Source organism: Dactylosporangium sp. NPDC000555, from assembly GCF_040300025.1.
Classification (GTDB): domain Bacteria; phylum Actinomycetota; class Actinomycetes; order Mycobacteriales; family Micromonosporaceae; genus Dactylosporangium.
In genome coordinates, this window is sequence record NZ_JBEPDB010000058.1 from 37,641 (window position 1) to 57,302 (window position 19,662).

The 19,662-nt window shown below is 72.0% G+C and carries 16 protein-coding genes; 8 read left to right on the forward strand and 8 right to left on the reverse strand.

Going from position 1 to position 19,662, the window contains the following annotated elements; all coding sequences use genetic code 11:
- Positions 1-65: 65 nt before the first annotated feature.
- The 3 genes from ABT297_RS29060 to ABT297_RS29070 all read right to left on the reverse strand — a co-directional run bounded on the left by ABT297_RS29060 (position 66) and on the right by ABT297_RS29070 (position 4,099).
- Positions 66-1,757: an MFS transporter gene (locus ABT297_RS29060; protein WP_350555320.1), complete on the reverse strand. Its 1,692-nt coding sequence runs from the start codon at positions 1,755-1,757 to the stop codon at positions 66-68.
- The gene (locus ABT297_RS29065; protein ID WP_350555322.1) at positions 1,754-2,176 is read right to left on the reverse strand and encodes a MarR family winged helix-turn-helix transcriptional regulator; all 423 of its coding nucleotides are present in this window, start codon (positions 2,174-2,176) and stop codon (positions 1,754-1,756) included. Before ABT297_RS29065 ends, ABT297_RS29060 begins: the two co-directional genes overlap by 4 nt.
- Before the next feature lie 84 nt (positions 2,177-2,260).
- Positions 2,261-4,099 carry a discoidin domain-containing protein gene (locus ABT297_RS29070; protein WP_350555324.1) on the reverse strand — a complete coding sequence of 613 codons (1,839 nt, stop codon included), beginning with the start codon at positions 4,097-4,099 and terminating at the stop codon, positions 2,261-2,263.
- Positions 4,100-4,327: 228 nt separating this feature from the next.
- On the opposite strand from ABT297_RS29070, the gene ABT297_RS29075 reads away from it, so the two are divergent.
- The 4 genes from ABT297_RS29075 (at position 4,328) to ABT297_RS29090 (ending at position 9,246) form a co-directional block, all read left to right on the forward strand.
- A complete protein-coding gene (locus ABT297_RS29075) occupies positions 4,328-5,812 on the forward strand; it encodes an MFS transporter (protein WP_350555326.1) in 1,485 nt (494 codons plus the stop codon).
- Between the two features lie 76 nt (positions 5,813-5,888).
- The gene (locus ABT297_RS29080; RefSeq protein WP_350555329.1) at positions 5,889-6,296 is read left to right on the forward strand and encodes a VOC family protein; all 408 of its coding nucleotides are present in this window, start codon (positions 5,889-5,891) and stop codon (positions 6,294-6,296) included.
- A 35-nt stretch (positions 6,297-6,331) separates the two neighbouring features.
- Positions 6,332-6,688 carry a VOC family protein gene (locus ABT297_RS29085; protein ID WP_350555331.1) on the forward strand — a complete coding sequence of 119 codons (357 nt, stop codon included), beginning with the start codon at positions 6,332-6,334 and terminating at the stop codon, positions 6,686-6,688.
- 176 nt (positions 6,689-6,864) lie between these two features.
- The gene (locus tag ABT297_RS29090) at positions 6,865-9,246 is read left to right on the forward strand and encodes an ATP-binding cassette domain-containing protein (protein ID WP_350555333.1); all 2,382 of its coding nucleotides are present in this window, start codon (positions 6,865-6,867) and stop codon (positions 9,244-9,246) included.
- Here ABT297_RS29090 and ABT297_RS29095 read toward each other — a convergent pair.
- Positions 9,209-9,754, reverse strand: a complete 546-nt coding sequence (locus ABT297_RS29095) for a hypothetical protein (RefSeq protein ID WP_350555335.1) — start codon at positions 9,752-9,754, stop codon at positions 9,209-9,211. The genes ABT297_RS29090 and ABT297_RS29095 overlap by 38 nt on opposite strands.
- Before the next feature lie 146 nt (positions 9,755-9,900).
- Positions 9,901-12,117 carry a choice-of-anchor J domain-containing protein gene (locus tag ABT297_RS29100; protein WP_350555337.1) on the reverse strand — a complete coding sequence of 739 codons (2,217 nt, stop codon included), beginning with the start codon at positions 12,115-12,117 and terminating at the stop codon, positions 9,901-9,903.
- Positions 12,118-12,587: 470 nt separating this feature from the next.
- Between ABT297_RS29100 and ABT297_RS29105 the strand changes: the two genes are divergently transcribed.
- Genes ABT297_RS29105 through ABT297_RS29115 form a run of 3 tightly spaced genes read left to right on the forward strand, consistent with a single transcriptional unit; the run spans position 12,588 to position 14,313 of the window.
- Positions 12,588-13,004: an STAS domain-containing protein gene (locus tag ABT297_RS29105; RefSeq protein WP_350555340.1), complete on the forward strand. Its 417-nt coding sequence runs from the start codon at positions 12,588-12,590 to the stop codon at positions 13,002-13,004.
- Between the two features lie 56 nt (positions 13,005-13,060).
- Positions 13,061-13,906, forward strand: a complete 846-nt coding sequence (locus ABT297_RS29110) for a helix-turn-helix domain-containing protein (RefSeq protein ID WP_350555342.1) — start codon at positions 13,061-13,063, stop codon at positions 13,904-13,906.
- Positions 13,903-14,313, forward strand: coding sequence for a VOC family protein (locus tag ABT297_RS29115; RefSeq protein WP_350555344.1), 411 nt, complete (start codon positions 13,903-13,905; stop codon positions 14,311-14,313). The genes ABT297_RS29110 and ABT297_RS29115 overlap by 4 nt, the downstream gene beginning before the upstream one ends.
- Before the next feature lie 55 nt (positions 14,314-14,368).
- Here the strand turns inward: ABT297_RS29115 and ABT297_RS29120 are convergent, their stop codons facing one another.
- From ABT297_RS29120 to ABT297_RS29130, 3 genes are all read right to left on the reverse strand, one after another.
- Positions 14,369-15,373: a glycosyltransferase gene (locus ABT297_RS29120; RefSeq protein WP_350555346.1), complete on the reverse strand. Its 1,005-nt coding sequence runs from the start codon at positions 15,371-15,373 to the stop codon at positions 14,369-14,371.
- A 70-nt stretch (positions 15,374-15,443) separates the two neighbouring features.
- Entirely contained in the window at positions 15,444-15,797 is a 354-nt protein-coding gene (locus tag ABT297_RS29125; protein ID WP_350555348.1) for a histone-like nucleoid-structuring protein Lsr2, read from the reverse strand.
- 513 nt (positions 15,798-16,310) lie between these two features.
- Positions 16,311-19,112 (reverse strand): FtsX-like permease family protein, encoded by a 2,802-nt coding sequence (locus ABT297_RS29130; RefSeq protein WP_350555358.1) that lies wholly within the window; start codon positions 19,110-19,112, stop codon positions 16,311-16,313.
- Between the two features lie 182 nt (positions 19,113-19,294).
- Here ABT297_RS29130 and ABT297_RS29135 point away from each other — a divergent pair, with 182 nt between their 5' ends.
- Positions 19,295-19,453: a hypothetical protein gene (locus ABT297_RS29135; protein WP_350555350.1), complete on the forward strand. Its 159-nt coding sequence runs from the start codon at positions 19,295-19,297 to the stop codon at positions 19,451-19,453.
- Positions 19,454-19,662: the final 209 nt, after the last annotated feature.

A 19,662-nucleotide genomic window follows, 5' to 3' on the forward strand; every position in this document is an offset into this window, starting at 1 on the left:
TTGCTGAGAGCCACCTGAGAACGGCCCGGCGGCCGGCGGGTGACGCCCGGATGCCAGCGCCGGCGTCAGCCCCGGCGGACGTGGTGGCCGCGGGAGGCCGACGCGGCCGCGGCCAGCAGGGTCATCACCGCCGCGGCGCCGAACACCACGACCAGGCCGTCGTGGAACGGCTGGGCGATGAGGTTCGGGAAGAACTCGTGGCCGGTCAGCGTGGCCACGTTGCCGGGCGGGAGCGCGGCGAGCACGGTGCCGCCCAGCAGGTGCTCGATCGGGTTGCTGCCCAGGAACGCCGCGAACAGGGTGCTCACCGGGGGCAGCGACGCGACCGAGGCGGCGACGTCGTGCGGTACACCCTGGGCGGTGAGGCCCGTCGTGAGCGTGTCCGGCAGGGCCCGGGCGAGGCCCGCCACCATGAGCGAGAAGAAGACCCCGATCGACAGGGACGTGCCCGCGTTCTGAAACGTGCCCCGCATGCCGGAGGCGACGCCGCGCTGGTCCGCCGGGACGCTGCTCATGATGGCCGACGTGTTGGGGGCGGCGAACATGCCCTGGCCCAGGCCGCTGAGCAGCAGCAGTCCGGCGAACAGCGGGTAGGGGAAGTTCACCGGGATCAGCAGCAGGCCCGCGAACGCGGCGGCGACCAGCCCCAGGCCCGTGGTGGAGAACAGGCGGGCGCCGAAGCGGTCGGAGAGATACCCGCAGACCGGTCCCGCGACGAGGAACCCGGCGGTCAGCGGCAGCATGAAGATGCCCGCCCACAGCGGCGTGTCCTCGAACCGGTACCCATGCAGCGGCAGCCAGATGCCCTGCAGCCAGATGATGAGCATGAACTGCATCCCGCCGCGGGCGATCGCGACCAGCAGCGCGGCCAGGTTGCCGGCGGCGAACGCGCGGATGCGGAACAGGCCCAGGCGGAACATCGGCGCGGCCGGGCCCAGCCCGAACAGGCGCGACTCGATGACGACGAACGCGACCAGCAGTGCCACGCCGAGGCCGATGCCGGCGAGGACCTTCGGGCTCGTCCAGCCCGTCGGGTGGCCGCCGTAGGGCTGGATGCCGTACGTCATCGAGGCGAGGATCAGCGCGGTGCCGGCCGCGAACGTCAGGTTGCCGGCCCAGTCGATCGGTGCGCGGTGGCGCTCGCCCGTCTCGCGGAGGCTGCGGTACGACCAGATCGTGCCCACCACGCCGACCGGCACGCTGACCCAGAACACCGCCCGCCAGTCCACGGCGGCGAGCACCCCGCCCAGCAGCAGGCCCAGGAACTGCCCGGCGAGCGCGGTGATCTGGTTGACGCCCAGCGCCATGCCGCGCTGGCCGGCCGGGAACGCGTCGGTGAGGATCGCCGCCGAGTTGGCGGCGAGCATCGCGCCGCCGAACGCCTGCACCATGCGCCAGCCGATGAGCCACAGGGCGCCCGGCTCCGCGCGGAACGGGTCGACGGAGAGCGCGATGGAGGCGATCGCGAAGATCAGGAAGCCGGTGTTGTACATCCGGACGCGGCCGAACATGTCGCCGAGGCGCCCGAGCGCCACGACCAGCACCGCGGACACGAGCAGGTAGCCCATGATCATCCACAGCAGGTAACCGATGTTGCCCGGCGCCAGGGGGTCCAGGCCGATGCCGCGGAAGATGGCGGGCAGCGAGATGATGACGATCGAGCCGTCAATGGCGGCCATGAGCATGCCGAGCGTGGTGTTCGACAGCGCGACCCACTTGTACCGGTCGCCCTTCGTCCGCTCGAGCGTGGCGGTCACAGCTGCTCCGTCAGCCGGTCCAGCAGCCGGGTCGCCTCGGTCAGGGCGCGCCGCTCGTCGTCGTCGAGCCGGCCGATCGCCTCGGCGAGCGCGTGCGTCTTGAGCGAGCGCCGGTCGATGAACAGCCGCCGGCCCTCGTCGGTGATGCTCATCAGCACCCGCCGGCCGTCACCCGGGTCGGGCGAGCGCGAGACGAGACCGCGCTGCTCCAGGGCCTGCAGGGTGACCCCCATCGCCTGCGGCTTGACCCGGTCGCCGGCCGCCAGCTCGCCGGGGGTCGCGGCGCCGTCGCGGTCGAGGCGGGACAGCACCGAGGCCTCGGAGAGGGTCAGCTGCCCGGGCACGTGGGTCTGGCGCAGCCGCCGGACGAGCCGGCCGACCGCGACCTGCAGCGCGGCGGCGGTGGTCTCGTTCTCCATATAGTAAATGTAGACTGATAAACCTGGACTGAAGAAGGGGTGGCGCGGGTGAAACCGCGCCACCCCTTCCCTCGTCGGTACGGCTCAGAAGCCGACGGCCACCAGCAGGTACTGCGGGTTGCCGTGCGAGACGAACGAGGACTGCCCGGCGTAGTCGTCGTACGGGAAGCCGTACGCCAGCTGGTTGATGCCGTGGTCGTGCCAGAACTTGGCGTAGTAGTTCGCCGGCGCCGCCTGGTAGTACAGGCTCGGCGTCGACCAGTCCGACTGCGGCCGCTGGCGCACGTGCCGGTTGAGCGCGGCGCAGTTGCCCGGGTCGTTGGCGAGCACCCCGGCGCAGCCGAACACGTCGGAGGTCGGGGCGTTGATGCCGTACTGCGACGCGTACGCGGTGAAGTAGTTCTGGTTCACCCCGCCCGTGCGGAAGGTCGGGTCGCTGCCGGGCGCGATGATCCGGTACGGCGCCTGGGACTGGGCCAGGACCTTGAACTCCTGCGGCACCTCCGCGATGAACTTGGCGAAGGTGGCCTCCCGCGACTCGGTGAAGGTCTGGTAGTCCTCACCGACCTGCACGTCGTAGCCGTCCTTGGCGTGCAGCCGCATCGCGATCTTCAGGCCGAACGCGTCGACGCGGGTGGTGTTGCCGTTGAACACCGCCGGGCCGACGGTGAACTCGATGAAGTCGTAGTACTGGCTGTTCGGGCTGCCGACGTAGAAGTACATGCGGCCGGCGGTGTTGGCCGGCATGTCGAAGTACGGCTGCTCGGCGATCGAGTGCACCTGGCCGTTGTAGCTCCAGTACACCTGGCTGTCCGGGTACTTGCCGTTGGTGCGGTTGAGCACCTTGACCATGACCACGTTCTTCGCCGCGGGGATGGAGTTGGTGTCGCCCCAGAACTGGTCCGGCGGCGGCGGGCTGCTCGGCGAGGTGCTCGGCGAGGTGCTCGGCGAGGTGCTGCCCGGCGCGCTCGGCACGGAGCCGCTCACGTGGACCGCGAACTCCCACAGCGAGTACCCGTACGCCGTGCCGCGCGCCGTGCCGTTCATGCGCACGTAGCGACCGCTGCCCGACGCGGTGATCTGCTGCACGCCGCCGGTGGCGGTGGTCGTGCTGTAGATGTTCGTCCACGACGTGCCGTTGGCGGACACCTGGATCTGGAACGCCGTCGCGTAGGCGGCCTCCCAGTTCAGGTCGACGCCGCAGATGCTGGCGGTGCCGCCCAGGTCGACCTGGATCCACTGGGGGTCGCTGAACGCGCTGGCCCAGCGGGTGCCGGTGTTGCCGTCGAAGGCGGCCGAGGCCGGCGTGCCGGCGTTCTCCGTCGACGACGCCGTGGCCGGCCGGCCCTGGGCCGCGTTGGCGGTGCCGCAGCCCCCGCCGGTCGTGCCGAACGAGCCGAAGACCTGGAACTCCCACAGCGAGTACCCGTACGCGGTGCCGCGCGCGGTGCCGTTCATGCGCACGTACCGGCCGGAGCCGGACACGGCCAGGGTCTGCACCCCGCCGGTCCCGGTGGTGGTGCTGTAGATGTTCGTCCAGGTCGTGCCGTTGGCGGACGTCTGGATCTGGAAGGACTTCGCGTAGGCCGCCTCCCAGTTGAGCACGACCTGGTCGATCGTGGCCGTCTGGCCCAGGTCGACCTGGAGCCACTGGGGGTCGCTGAACGCGCTGGCCCAGCGGGTGCCGGTGTTGCCGTCGGTGGCGGCCGAGGCGGGCGTGCCGGCGTTCTCCGTCGAGGAGGCGGTGGTCGGCTTGCCCTGCGACAGCAGGGTGCTCGCGGCGCTGGCGCTGCCGATCGTGAACGCCGCGTAGCCGACGAGCACGGCCGCCACGGAGAGCGCGCTCACGATCAGCGGGCGCCGCCGTTTCCTGTTACCTCTGTCGATGTCCTCGTGGGTGGGTGGTCTGGACTTGTCGAGCATCAATGCTGCTCCCTGACGTGGGTTGGGGCGTCGGCGATCGACGCCGCACCTCGGAATACGCCGGGTCGGGCGGTGGACCGGCGCTGGCGGGCGTTGGTCGTCGGCAGGGATGAGAGAGCGCTCTCTCACGAGCAGCCTTATCGATTCGCACGCTCACGTCAAGTGGCGGGTTTTGATGTCTGGTGCATCGGGCAGGTCCCGTCACAGGTGCTTCCTGGGAGGTGCACGTTGGCTGACACACAATCGGCATCCGCCCCCACCGGCGGAATCATCCGCAGCCTGATCCCCGCCCGGATCGACCGGCTCGCCTGGGCCCCGTTCCACACCCGGATGGTGCTGGCACTCGGCACCGCCTGGGTGCTCGACGGCCTCGAGATCACCATCGCCAGCGCCGTCGGCGCCGTGCTCAACAAGCACGAGACCCTGGGGCTGTCCAGCACGCAGGTCGGCGCGATCGCCACCGTGTACCTGCTCGGCGAGGTCTTCGGCGCACTGTTCTTCGGCCGCCTGTCCGACGCGCTGGGCCGCAAGAACCTCTTCATCGTGACCCTCGGCGTCTACCTCGCCGGCAACGCGCTCACCGCGCTGACCTGGGGCAGCGACGCGACCGGCCTGGCCTTCCTCTACCTGACCCGGTTCATCGCCGGCGCGGGCATCGGCGGAGAGTACGCCGCGATCAACTCCGCGATCGACGAGATGATGCCGGCGAGGTACCGCGGCCGTGTCGACATCGGCGTCAACGGCACCTACTGGGGCGGCGCCATCATCGGCACCCTGGGCACGTACGTGCTGCTCAACCACGTCTCACTGAACATCGCCTGGCGGCTGGGCTTCCTCATCGGACCGATCATCGGGCTGCTGATCTGGAACCTGCGCCGGCACCTCCCGGAGAGCCCCCGCTGGCTGGTCATGCACGGACGCGAGCAGGAGGCGGAGGAGGCCATCGCCCGGATCGAGCGCGACGTCGAATCGACCGGCCAGACCCTCGCCCCGGTCGACGAGTCGCACGCGCTGGAACTCCGCCCGTCCTCCGGGCACGGCTACCTGGCACTGCTGCGCGTGCTCTTCTCGCGCATGCCGGCCCGCTCGACGCTGTCGGCGACCCTGATGATCACGCAGTCGTTCCTCTACAACGCGATCTTCTTCACGTACACGCTGGTGCTGTCGAAGTTCTACCACGTTGACGCCGAGAAGACGCCGATCTATCTGATCGCCTTCGCGCTGGGCAACCTCGCCGGCCCGCTGCTGCTGGGCCACCTCTTCGACTCCGTCGGCCGGCGCAGGATGATCGCCGGCACATACATCCTCTCCGGCGCGCTGCTCGCGGTCTCCGCATGGATGTTCGACGCGGGCCTGCTCAACGCCTTCACGCAGACGCTCGCCTGGTGCGTCATCTTCTTCTTCGCCTCGGCGGGGGCCAGCGCCGCGTACCTCACCGTCTCGGAGATCTTCCCGCTGGAGATCCGCGCCAAGGCGATCGCGGTGTTCTTCGCCATCGCCCAGTGCGTCGGCGCGATCGGTCCGGTCTTCTACGGCTGGCTGATCGGCGAGGGCACGGACCCGGGCAGGCTGTTCATCGGCTACCTCGTCGGCGCCGTCGTGATGATCATCGGCGGCGTGGTGGAGATCGTGCTCGGAGTCGACGCGGAGGGCAAGTCGCTGGAGCACGTGGCCACCCCGCTGTCCGCCGTGACCACCCGCGCCACCGGCTGACCGCCACCGCCCCGAGCCCGCCAACCGATCAGGATTCGAGAAGCACGGGCCACCGGGCGCCGCTAGCGTGAGGGTCATGGACCTCACCATTCACAACACGTTCCTGCCGCACGACGACCCGGAGGCGGCGCTGGCGTTCTACCGCGACCTCCTCGGCTTCGAGGTCCGCAACGACGTCGGCTACGAGGGGATGCGCTGGATCACGGTCGGCCTCCCGAACCAGCCCGACACCTCCATCGTCCTGCACCCACCGGCCGCCGACCCCGGCATCACCGACGACGAGCGCCGCGCCATCGCCGAGATGATGGCCAAGGGCACCTACGCCATGATCGTCCTGGCCACCGCCGACCTCGACGGGCTCTTCGCGCGGCTGCAGGAGCGCGCCGAGGTCGTCCAGGAGCCGACCGAGCAGCCGTACGGGATTCGCGACTGCGCCGTGCGCGATCCCGCGGGCAACCTCGTCCGCATCAACGAGCGGCGCTGAGGTCACTTCGACCAACGAATCTCAGGAGCGAACGCATGAGCGACTCTTCCACCCAGGGAATCAAGACCGTGCTGCACCCCGTATCCGATCTGGAGGCGGCCAAGGCGGTCTACACCGCCCTGCTCGGCATGCCGCCGCAGACCGACTCCTCCTACTACGTCGGCTACGAGGCCGCCGGTCAGCAGATCGGGCTGGTGCCGGGCGGCGCGGCGCAGGGCATGAGCTCGCCGGTGGCCTACTGGCACGTGCCGGACATCGCGGCGAAGCTGGCCGAGGTGACCGCCGCGGGTGCCACCGTGAAGGAAGCCGCACACGACGTCGGCGGCGGACGCCTGGTGGCCACCGTCACCGACCCCGACGGCAACGTGCTCGGGCTGCTGCAGGACCGGTAAGTGGTGGGGCCCGGCCGGCATCGTCCGGCCGGGCCTCTCCCTGCCCAGCTCCCTGCCCCTGCCCAGATCCTGGCCGCGCCGACACCGCCGACCAGCTAGACCGGCGATCATGTAGACAGTAGACCGTAGACAGTAGACCGTCGCCGTGACCGCACCGACGAAGGAGAACCGAACGTATGGCCAGGAGGACAAGCACGCAGCCGTCCGAGCTGCGGGTCGCCGACAGCCACGATCTGATCCGCGTGCAGGGCGCGCGCGAGAACAACCTCAAGGACGTCAGCGTCGAGATCCCGAAGCGCCGGCTGACGGTGTTCACTGGCGTCTCCGGCTCGGGCAAGAGCTCGCTGGTCTTCGCCACGATCGCCGCGGAGTCGCAGCGGCTGATCAACGAGACCTACAGCGCCTTCGTGCAGGGCTTCATGCCGACGCTGGCCCGGCCGGAGGTCGACCTGCTGGAGGGGCTGACGACGGCGATCATCGTCGACCAGGAGCGGCTGGGGAGCAACCCCCGCTCCACGGTCGGCACCGTCACCGACGCCAACGCGATGCTGCGGATCGTCTTCAGCCGGCTCGGGCAGCCGCACATCGGCTCGCCCAACGCGTTCTCGTTCAACGTCCCGACGGTCCGGGCGAGCGGCGCGATCACGGTCGAGCGCGGGGACAGCAAGGCCGTGAAGAAGACCTTCACCCGCGCCGGCGGCATGTGTCCGCGCTGCGAGGGCATGGGCAACGTGAGCGACTTCGATCTGACGCAGCTCTACGACGACAGCAAGTCGCTCAACGAGGGCGCGCTCACGATCCCCGGCTACAGCATGGACGGCTGGTTCGGCCGCATCTTCAACGGTTGCGGCTTCTTCGACGCGGACAAGCCGATCCGCCGGTTCACCAAGAAGGAGCTGCACGACCTCCTCCACAAGGAGCCGACCAAGATCAAGGTCGACAACGTCAACCTGACGTACGAGGGGCTCATCCCGAAGATCCAGAAGTCGCTCCTGTCCAAGGACCGGGAGGCGATGCAGCCACACATCCGGGCATTCGTCGACCGGGCGGTCATCTTCACCACGTGCCCCGAATGCGACGGCACCCGGCTCACCGAGGCGGCCCGGTCGTCGAGGATCAACGGGATCAACATCGCCGACGCCTGCGCGATGCAGATCAGCGACCTGGCCGAATGGGTCCGCGGCCTCGACGAGCCGTCGCTGGCACCGCTGCTCGACGCGCTGCGGCACACCCTCGAGTCGTTCGTGGAGATCGGGCTGGGCTACCTCTCGCTCGACCGGCCCTCGGGCACCCTGTCCGGCGGCGAGGCGCAGCGCGTCAAGATGATCCGCCACCTCGGGTCGTCGCTCACCGACGTCACGTACGTCTTCGACGAGCCGACGATCGGGCTGCACCCCCACGACATCCAGCGGATGAACGACCTGCTGCTGCGGCTGCGCGACAAGGGCAACACCGTGCTGGTCGTGGAGCACAAGCCGGGGACGATCGCGATCGCCGACCACGTCGTCGACCTCGGCCCCGGCGCCGGCACGGCGGGCGGCGCCGTCTGCTTCGAGGGCACCGTCGAGGGCCTGCGCACCAGCGGCACCATCACCGGCCGCCACTTCGACGACCGGGCCTCCCTCAAGGAGACCGTGCGGCGGCCCACCGGCAAGCTGGCGATCCGCGGCGCGACGGCGCACAACCTGCGCGACGTCGACGTCGACATCCCGCTCGGGGTGCTGGTCGTCGTCACCGGCGTCGCCGGCTCCGGCAAGAGCTCGCTCGTGCACGGGTCGATTCCCGCCGCCGAGGGTGTGGTGTCGATCGACCAGGGCGCGATCGGGGGCTCGCGGCGCAGCAACCCGGCGACGTACACCGGGCTGCTCGAGCCGATCCGCAAGGCGTTCGCGAAGGCCAACGGCGTGAAACCGGCGCTGTTCAGCGCCAACTCCGAGGGTGCTTGCCCCGGCTGCAACGGCGCCGGCGTCACCTACGTCGACCTGGCGATGATGGCCGGCGTCGCCACCACCTGCGAGGAGTGCGAGGGGAAGCGGTTCGGGGCATCGGTGCTGGAGTACCGTCTCGGCGGGCGCGACATCAGCGAGGTGCTCGCGATGTCGGTGACCGAGGCCGAGGAGTTCTTCGGCGCGGGCGAGGCGCGCACGCCGGCGGCGCACGCCATCCTCGACCGGCTCGCCGACGTCGGGCTCGGCTACCTCAGCCTCGGCCAGCCCCTCACGACGCTGTCCGGTGGCGAGCGCCAGCGGCTGAAGCTGGCCACCCGCATGGGCGACAAGGGCGGCATCTACGTCCTCGACGAGCCGACCACGGGCCTGCACCTCGCCGACGTCGAACAGCTGCTCGGCCTGCTCGACCGGCTCGTCGACGCCGGCAAGTCGGTCATCGTCGTCGAGCACCACCAGGCGGTCATGGCGCACGCCGACTGGATCATCGACCTCGGCCCCGGCGCCGGCCACGACGGCGGCCGGATCGTCTTCGAGGGCGCACCCGCCGACCTCGTCGCCGCCCGCTCCACCCTCACCGGCGAGCACCTCGCGGCCTACGTCGGCGCCTGACCCGGCCCCACGCAGTCCCTCGCAGCCCTCTCGCCGGCCCGGCGCGGGCGGCGCGGGCGGCGCGTCCGCCGCGGGCAGCCGTCAGCGCGCCGCGCCGGAGGGCGGCGATCAGCTCGGGCGCGGCGCCGTCGAGCTCGGCCAGCCGGGCCGGCGTACGGCCGAAACGGTCCCGTGCCCGCGGGTCGAGGCCGGCGGCCAGGAGCCGCAGCCGCAGCCGCGACTCGTCCGGAACCGGGCACGGCAGCAGGTGCGGCAGCGTGCGGCCGTCGCCGTCGCGGCAGTGCGGGTCGAGGCCGGCGTCCAGCATCGACTCCAGGGTGCCGGACTCGTCGGCGGCCACCCGGCACATCAGCTCCCGGCGTGTTTCGCGCAGTGAGCGGGGCAGCCGGCTCGGGCCGCCGCGCCGGGCCGTGTACGCGCCCGCGCAGCCCGCCGGGGGCGGGTCGCCCAGGGCGGGCATGGCCGCCTCGCGGTCGGCATAGCCGGTCGGGTGCGGGGTGGTCAGCACGCCGTCGCGAAAACTCCGTGCGGTGCCAGTCGGCGCCGCAGCGCACGCCGACCGCCGCGGCCGCCTCGGCGCCGTGCTCGCGGGCGCGCGGGACGAACGACCCCACCGCCCGCGGGGGACGGTGGGGTCGCCGGTGTGCCTAACCGTCAGGCTCCGCCGCCACCGGGCTGGACGACGCCGTTCACCGTGAGGGTGTACGGCGCGTACTGCTGCACCTGCTCCGTCGGCTCGTCGTAGGCGACGATCGCCACGACCTTCGGGAACAGCGACAGCAGCGCCAGCTGGATCCAGTTGAGCTGCAGAGCGTCCTTGCCGTTGTACTCGAACTGCCAGGCGAACGCGCGGGCCTCGTCGATGCCGACGAGCTTGACGTTCCAGTTCTTGACCGTGATCGGCTTGATCTGGGTCGGTGACTTGAACGGGGCCAGGCTGGACCCGTCGCTCAGCAGCGTGCCGCCGAGCTTGATGTCGTCGAGGAGCAGGCCGCCCTCGTTGACACCGCCGTCGCTGACGTAGCGGAACGAGAGCAGGATCGACTTGCCGGCGTAGGCCGACAGGTCGAACGTGTGCTGCTCGAAGCCGTTCGTCGTGCCGTTGAGGCCGGGGCCCAGCGGCGCGGGGACGGTCCTGTCACCGGGGATCGAGGTGTACGTGCTGCCACCGTCGGTGGAGACCTGGACGTATCCGTAGTCGTAGCCGAGCTCGGCGCCGTACTTCGCGAGGAAGGTCAGCGTCGCGTCGGTGGCCGGCACGGTCACGGGGATGACCGCCGCGGCGTTGGTGTTGTTCGCGTTGCCCGAGAACAGCACCGAGTTGCCGGCCCGGTCGGGGTCGTTGCCGACCAGGGTCCAGGCCAGCGGCAGCGTCGGCAGGGTCTTCGCGCCGCTGAAGTTCAGCGAGCGCAGGTCCTTGCCGGCCAGCGCCGTCCCGCCTTTCTGCAACAGCACGTAGTCCGCGCCGTTCGGGGCCGCGCCGGGCACGCTGTAGGACTGCGGGTTGGCCAGGTTGACCGTGGAGCGCAGGCTCTTGGACGTGACGTTCTTCTTGTCCGTCCCGAGGACGATCCCCCACTTGGAGTCGCCGACGATCTTGTCGAGCAGCACCATGCTCTGGTAGTCGTGCAGGACCGTGTACACGTCCTTGGCGCCCGCCGCCTTCACGGCCGCGTCGAGGCTCGCGAGGCCCTGCAGTTCGCCGTCGCGGTGGAGCCGCTCGATGATGCCCTGGCCGAAGCGGTCGTAGAGGTACAGCATCAGCTCGTAGGCGTTGCCGTAGTCGGCGAGCACCCCGTTGCCGTTGCCGCCCTCGCCCCAGAGGTTGAGCGAGTTCTGGGCACCACCGCAGTCGCGGGGGTTCGGGTTGAACGGCGTCTGCACCGGCCCGAAGCCCTGGAAGCAGAACAGGTGGCTGTCGGCGCCCTTGTCGAAGACCGTCTTGGTCCCGTCGACGTAGCCGGTGAGCGTCTGCGCGAAGTCGGACAGACCCTCGTTCAGCCACGTCGTCTCGTTCGGGTCCGAGTAGGACTGGACCAGGTGCTGCCACTCGTGCGCGAACGTGCCCTCGTAGAGGCGCGGGCGTGCCGGGCGGCTGGTGCACAGGTCCGACGTCGGCTCGTCCACCGGGTCGGCGCCGGTGCGGTGCGCCCAGTCGTACGAGTCGATCGTCATGACATTGCGGTCGAACAGCTCGTTGAACTGCACGGAGAAGAAGCCGGCGATGTAGGTCGGCGCGGCCGGGAACCGGTAGTAGTTGTCGTCCCGGACGTTGTCGACCAGCGTCACCGTCTTCTCGCCGCCGCCGGTGTACACGCCACCGTTGCCGTTCTTGTCCGGGCCTAGCAGCGCGTTGCTGCCGTCCCGGTCCGGCGGGGTGGCGAAGGCGGCGGTCTCCTTGGGATACATGTTGGTGTCGAACTCGTGGATGAAGTTCGTCACCTGCGCGTCGGTCACCGTGGTGGTATTCGGCACCTGGTTGCGGCAGTCGCCCGCCGGGAACGAGGTGTCGACGGCGACCCAGACCTCAATGTGCTCGCCGACACCGCGCAGGACATAGTCCTTGCGGTACAGCTGGCCATTGTAGTCGTCGGAACCCAGCCACTGACGAACCGTGCCGACCGGCGGGGTGGCCGCCGCGGCGGGCGCGGTGCGCTGCTTCGCCTTGCCGCTCGCCATCTTCGACGTGTCGACGACCTTGCCGTCCAACGTGAAGTTGGTGCGGGTCAGCTCCCGCACGTCGGACGCGTCCGTCTTGGCCGGCGCCGGGGCCTTCGCGGGAGCCGCGAGGGCCGGCACGGCCGGCAACGTGACGAGCATCGGCACGGCCAGGGCGACGGCCGCTGTCGTGGCCAGGCCTTTTCTCACCATGGAGCCTCCTTACGACGGCACGCGGGACGGGGCCGGATTTCCGCCCGTATCCCGGACGCGCCGGGTTCGGGATCATATTGACAACGCACACTATCGCCGAGGCCGACAGCGACGAACGTCGAATCGAACGTGAAGGGTGTCCGCAAGGGATTGCGGGGCTTGCCGCGCGCCGAAAAACGGTGATTACCGTCGATGTTCGACGGTCCGCGGCCCCGCCGGGTCAGCTCGCCCCGGGCGGTGACGCAGCGTGACGGCCGGCCGCGAGCGTCCGCGACCCCGGACGCGCGAACCGGTCAGCCGGTTGCAGGCGGGCACGAACTCCCAGCGAAAACACCCGGCCGGGCCAATGGCGCCGCCGTCCGACGGAGCACGCACCGCGACGTCCGGTGGTCCGGGCACCGGCCGGACGGACGGGCTTCCCGGCTGGACAGCGGTTCACGGACCGTCACCGCGGAACGTATCGTCGCAGCATGACAGCCCTGACCCTCGCAGTGGAACGACTCGCTGCCGCCACGGTGCTGTCCTGTCACGGGGCGCTGGTGGCGGCCAGCACGATGCAGCTCGAGACCGCGCTGTCCCAGGCGCTGCTGCGGCCGCAGATTCGAATCGTCGTCGATCTGGCCGCGGTGGCCACGATCGACTGCACGGGCGTGATGATGCTGCGCGTGACCGCGGGCATCGCCACCGAACAGGGCGGATCGCTGGTCCTGGCCGGCCCGAACGCGCAGGTGGTGCACACGCTGCGTGAGGGCGGGACGCTGAACACCATTCCGACGTACCGCACGGTGCGGGCCGCGCTCGACGGCGACGCCGGCGCGCTGGTCACCGAGCCCGACGCGGCGCCGGCGCCGTGGCCGTTGAACCGCTCGGAACGCCGCACCGCCTGACCGTCCTCGCTACCTGATCATGCTGGCTACCTGACCGTCCTGGCTACCCTGGGCCCATGGGTTCGGAGTACGTGCGGTGGCGGCCGGCGGCGGCGGTGCGGCCCTTCGCCAGCTGGTACACCGGCTACGACCAGCACGGCCTCCCGCCGGGGCGGCATCGGGGGCTGCCCTCGCCGCACCTCACCCTGATCGTGACGCTCGGTGAGCCGCTGCGCGTCGCGGCGCATCCCGACCCGGCCACGCCGCCCGGGCGCTACGACACGCTCATCGGCGGCCTGCACACCACCCCCGCGATCCTCACGCACGACGGCCGCGGCGCCGGCATCCAGGTCGCGCTGTCGCCGCTGGGCGCCCGGGCGCTGCTCGGCCTGCCGGCCGGCGAGCTGGCCGGCGCCGACCTCGACGCCGCCTGCCTGCTCGGGCCGCTCGCCGACGAGCTGCGCGAGCGGGTGTGCCTGGCCGCCGGCTGGCCGGCGCGCTTCCGCATCGTCGACGAGCTGCTCACCCGCCGGGCCGACCCGGCCCTCGCGCCCGCGCCGGAGATTGCCTTCGCCTGGCGGCGGCTGTGCGCGACCGGCGGCACGGTCAGCCCGGCCGAGCTCGCCGGCGAGACGGGGTGGAGCGGCCGGTACCTCAGCCGCCGCTTCGGCATCGAGATCGGCCTCTCTCCGAAGGTCGCCGCGCGGGTGGCCCGCTTCGACCGGGCGCGGCGCCGGCTGCAGGCCTCGGGCGGCACGCACCCGCTCGCCGCCCTCGCCGTCGAGTGCGGGTACTACGACCAGGCCCACCTCAGCCGGGAGTTCTCCGCCCTGGCCGGGGTCCCGCCGGCGCGCTGGTGGGCGGAGGAGTTCCGAAACGTGCAATCGCCGCTGGACCTGGCCGCGGCAGACTCGGGGGCATGACCGATGACAAGATCCCGCCGCCGCAGGTGTGGCCCACGCTGCGGGCGGCCGACGCCCGCGCCCTGATCCGCTTCCTCGTCGACGCGTTCGGTTTCGAGGAGACCGCCGTCCACGGCGAGGGCGACTTCGTCGGGCACGCCGAGCTGTCGTGGCCGGAGGGCGGCGGCATCATGCTGGGCAGCGACCGCGGCGACGACTCGCCGTGGCCGCTCAGGCCGGGCACGTTCGGCTGCTACGTGGTGTGCGCCGAGCCCGACGCCCTCTACCGGCGCGCGACCGCCGCCGGCGCGACGGTGATCCAGGAGCTGAGCGACACCGACTACGGCTCGCGCGGGTTCGCGGTGCGCGACCCGGAGGGCAACCTGTGGTCGTTCGGCACGTACCGGGGCGAGCCCCGCGCCGTGTAGAGCATCGCCGCGCGGCGCCTCGCCGTGGTGGCCGGGGCGCCGCGCGGCGATCGCTTCACCGGACCGCTGACCCGGTCCCGCCGCGCTGACCGCCGGCCCGGGCGGCCACCAGGTCGCCGAGGAGGCGCTTGAGCTCGGCCAGGTGCGCCGGCGGGTAGACCCGGCCGGCGGGGTCGACGACCCGGCGCACGCCGCGCAGCAGGCGCCAGGCGTCGTCGGCGAGGCCGAGCTGCGCGAGGGCCTGGGCCTCGAGCCAGTCGCAGTACTGGCCCTCGGCGCCCGCGGCGCGCAGCTGGCGGGCGAGGACCACCACGGCCTCGTCGTGGCCGGCGCCGAGCAGCAGGCGGGCCAGGGCGTCGGTGCCGAGGATCCAGTGGCGGGTGCCCGGCGCCAGCTCGCGGAGGCGCTCGAAGGCGTCGACCGCCTCCTGCGCCCTCCCGGCGCCGACGTTGCTACGGCCCAGGTCGAACAGCGCCCGGGCGACGTCGCGGCCATCGGTCGCCTCGGCGAGGGCCGCCTCGGCGAGCTCGGCGTTGCGCTCGGACTTGCGCCGGCGGACCAGCGGATCCTCGTAGCCGAGGTGGACCAGGTGGAGCGCGTCGCGCGGCAGCGCCGGCCACTCGGCCCGCGGGGCGAGCCGCTCGTGGACGCGGCCCTCCCAGTGCAGCGCCGCCGGGCGGAACAGCCGGGCGCTGCGGTGCGCGTACGGCAGCTCGTCGTGCCGGTTGTCGATCTCCACCAGGAGCGCGCCGGCGGTCGTGGCCAGCAGGGCGGAGCGCAGCCGCTCGGGCACCGTCACGGCCCGTTCGTCGGCGTCGACGCTCAGCACCCACTCGGGGGCGCCGGCCGCCGCCACGGCCGCGTTGCGCGCCGCAGCGAAGTCGCCCCGCCACTGCCCCGTGCTGACGGTGGCCCCGAGCGACCGCGCCAGGGCCGCCGACCCGTCGGTGGAGCCGGTGTCGTGCACATGTACGCCGTCGACCGTCCCGCCGAGGGCGGCCAGGCACCCGGGCAGGTTGGCCGACTCGTCCCGGACGATGAGCACCGCGACCAGGTTCACCCCGGCCTCATCGGCGCGACCGTCCCCGCCTTGAGCAGAACGGCCTTGAGCACAACGGCCGTGAACGGAATCAGTGCCCGGCGGTGGCGTGGTACTGGTCGACGATCTCCTGCTTGATGCGGCCGCGGTCGGATACCTGGAATCCGGCCCCTTGCGCCCATTCCCGGATGGCCCGGTTCTGGTCGCGGTCGCCGCGCGTCGTGCCGCGTCCCCGGCCGGGGGCAGTTCGGGCCCCAGCGGTCGTGCTGCGGCCCAGCTTGGTGCCCGCGGAAATGTAGGGCTTCAGCGCCGCGCGCAGTTTCTCGGCGTTCTTCTTGGACAGGTCGATCGAATACTGCACGCCATCGAGGCCGAACGTGACACTCTCATCGGCGGACTTACCGTCCAGATCGTCGATCAGTTCCTGAATGACACGCTTGGCCATGTCGGCCGACCTCCCGGGAGCGACTCGAACGTTGCACACAAAACGGAGCCCGTCGAAAACAGTATCGCCAATCTATTGATTTGACGCCAGATAGCCGGGAGAAAACACTTCTTCACCGATCGTGTTGGCCCAATTACACGAGGCCGGACACGGGCAGCACGACCTGCGCCGAGGCCGCTGAGCCCCGGCGCTGGACCGGGGCGGCGACATCGCGTCCCGCGCGACAGTAACCGTAACGACATATTCTCCGCCGAACCGCCAGCCGCCCGGATCGTAGGCGTGAACCGCGAAACGATGCACCACACCGGCGGGATCGGCGTGCCGCGCGACCCCGACGCCTTTTCCGCCGGCCGGTCGCCGGTGCACGACGAGCCGTCTGGCCCGAGCAGCTCGACCGGCTCGCCCGCCTCGGCGCGGCCCTCGAGGTCGCCCGCCGCGACCACTGCGGGTCGTGGCCGGGCACCTCAACGCCCGCCTCGACGGCTCGTCGTGCACCGGGCGATCGCCGGCGGCTCAGTCCTCGGCGAGCAGGCGGGCCATCGGAAGGCCGCGCAGCATCCGCAGCGGCACGGCCGCGGCGGCGGTCGTGAGCAGCGCGCCGGCCAGGGCGGCGCCCGCGGCGGTGGCGTACACCGCGGGCGGCAACGACCCGGTCAGGGCCGCCGCGGCGCCGAGGCCCGCGCCCGCGCCGCCCACGCCGCCGGCGATGCCGAGCGCGACGGCCTCGTAGGCGGCGAGGCGGGTGACCCGGGCCTCGGACCAGCCCGTGGCGCCGAGCAGGGCGAACTCCGCCGATCGCTCGCGGATGTTGACATACAGCACGTCGGCGACGGCGACCGCGCCAAGCAGCGTGGTCAGGGCGGCGGCGATGTAGTCGGTCGACTGGACCTGCACGGTGATCGCGTCGCCGAGGACCGTGCCGGTGACGGCGCCACGGAAGGCGATCGTGACCACGGCCAGCAGCGTCAGGGCCGCCACGCCGATCGCCAGGCTCAGCGCCCCCATGACGGTGCGGCCCGGCGCCCGGAGCAGGTTCGTCCAGGCCAGGCCGGCCAAGCTGCGGGGGGTGCGGCGGCGGCGCACCGCCACGACGGGCGGGCGAACCGCTGTGGCCGGGTCGGCACGGGCGGCCCGGCGGGCCGGGACCAGGGCGGCGCCGAGCGTGAGGGCCAGCGCGGCCGGGACGGCGCCGAGCGCGGTGAGCCACTCGATGCGCACGCCGAGCGGCCACGCCGCGGCGAAGGCGAGCAGCACACCGGCGACGGCGGCGAGCAGGGCGATGGCGGCGGACTCCGCGCAGACCAGGGCGAAGAGCCTGCGTCTGGGCCAGCCGATACAGGCCAGGACGGCGAGTTCGGTACTGCGGGTCCGCACCGCCGCGCCCGCCGCGTTGCCGACCGCGAGGACGCAGGCGACGAGCACCAGCACGGCCAGCAGGAGGCTCTTGTGGTCGATCGCGGCGACGACGGTCGTGGCCACGCCGGTCCTCAGCCACGGCTCGGCGATGGTGAGCGGCGGGCGGCCGTGGTTGCCGGCCGGCAGCGTGGTGGCGACGCCGGCGGGTGAGGCGCCCAGGGTGAGGTCCACCCGCAGCCCGGTCTCGTCGTGGATGCGTTGCGCGACGGCGCGGACGCGCTCCCGTGACAGGTCGTCCATGCCGACCTCGCCGGCGACGCGGACCCGGACGGTGCTGATCGGTGCCTGGTCGTTCACGCCGTGCGCCGCGTCGAGGTTCTGGTAGGGGGCGCGGTGCAGGGCCGGCAGGGCGTCGAGCGTGGTCAGCAGCGAGGGATGCTGCGGTACGGGGCCGGCGAAGTTCGCGCTCGGCCCGAGCGGCTGGCCGCCGAGGGCCTTGCGGGAGGACGCGTCGGCGCCGGGGCGGCCGGTGGGCGAGTACAGGTCGGCGGGCATCCCGGCCAGGGCCGGCCCGACGTCGACCTTGGCCGGGTCGAACACGCCGACGCCCTGCAGGTACGCCGAGCCGAAGGGGGCCGCTTTGCCGTTGCCGTGCGGGTCGACGCCCCGGGTGACGGGGTCGGACAGTTCGACCGGCAGCGCGTTGCAGGCTGGCAGGTCGAAGCAGCCTTGGCCCCACTCGTCGCCGTCGAGCGGGACGGTCGCCATCGGGGTCGGGGCCGGCCCGACGGTCCAATAGTTCTGGACGCCGGGGTTGGTGGGGATGGACCACGTCCGGTCGTCGGGCCGGGCACCGCCGACGATGACGGTCGTGGGATTGCTGTTGTACCAGCCCAGCGGCGACGCGTTGCGCAGCTCGTCGACGACCTGCGCGTACACGTCCTGCTCGGTGAACGTCGCCGCGCCGGCCGGGGTGCCGGCCGCGGCCTCGAACGGGTCGATGAGGTTGTCCAAGGTGACGCCGGCGGCCACCCGCTCGGCGACGGTGACATCGAGACGCTCGACGCCGACCTGCGCCCGCCGGTCCAGCTGCGGCCTCCCGGCCACGAGCACCGGCACCGCGCCCGGCGCGGACGGCGCGCCGGTGGTGAGGTAGCTCCCGGCGGTCACCGCGGTGTCCAGGCCGTTGAGCCTGGCCTCCTGCTCGGGGTCGACGGCCGCCATCAGCATCGGTACCGGCACGACGATGCCCACCCGCGGCCGCGCGGTCGCGTTGGCGGTGGAGGCCGGGTCGCTCGACCAGCAGGAGACCGAGCGACGCCGCTGCGGATCGAGCGGGTCGACGCCGATGTAATGGGTCTCCGGGACGCAGATCACGGTGTCGCCGCCGCCGGGGACGATCCGGTGGATGGCCGACTCGCGCGGCAGCTCGTGGTAGATCTGGTTGACCGCCATCTCCTCGCCGGGGACCCATTCGAGCCGGTCGGTGGTGACATAGAGGTAGGCGTTGCCGTCGGGCGCCCGGCTCAGCCCGTTGTCGGACACCCACGTGGGGCGCACCCGGAACACCTGGTGCGCCACGCCGGGCCGCACGTAGGGCGCGAGATCGACCGGGTAGACCGTCGAGTGCATCACGTAGCCGACCATGGCCACCGGGGCCGCCACGTCGACGCCGGGCAGCCGCTCGATCCGCCGCCACTGCTCGACGCTGATCCCGCCGTACGTGCTGCCGATCCGGTCGAAGGAGATCAGCTCGCCGGGCGCGTCGGTCGCGGCGGCCGGTGGGCGGACCAGGATGTCGTACCCGGGCCGGAAGTTCTCCCGTACCGTGCCCACCGCCCGCACCTGCGCGCCCCGCGCCGCCGACGTCAGCAGGGCGAAGCTCGCCACCGCGATCACCAACGCCGCGAGCGTGGCGAGCGTGCGCCCGCGCCGGAACCACAGCTGAGCACGAACCATCCCGATCACGAAGCGCTCCAAGGAAGACGGCGGCCCACGGCCGTGCCACTGCACCAGGCGTCGCCACCGCGCCGCTGACGATCCGCTGCCGGGTAACCGTTCGTTAGCGAAACGGCAACGGTGTCCGGCAGCGTACTCGGCAGCGTCCGGCGCGAGTGCCGGACCGTCGCGGAGGTGAAGCCATGGTTCGAATGTTCAACGCGGTCGGCGACCGCCTGCTGCGCGCGGTGCCGCCGAAGGCGGAGGCCAAGGCGTACAACTGCTGGTACCCGAACCAGGTGGAGATCTGCTGCTACTACCCGGAAATGACGGTACCGCGGACCTACTGCTGGGGGCGGTGACCCGCACCCGCCGGCGCGCGTGACGGCGGCGTCCCGGGTGTGCCCCCGCGCCCGGGTCGCCCGCGCGGTCACGCCAGCCTGCCGATCATGACCCCCACGACGCCGTCGAGCGGTGCGTAGCCCCAGACGCGCGAGTCCGCGCTGAGCACGCCGTCGCCGAGGACGCCGGCGCCCACCTGCACCTGCTCGCCGGCCCGGAGGCGGCCGAG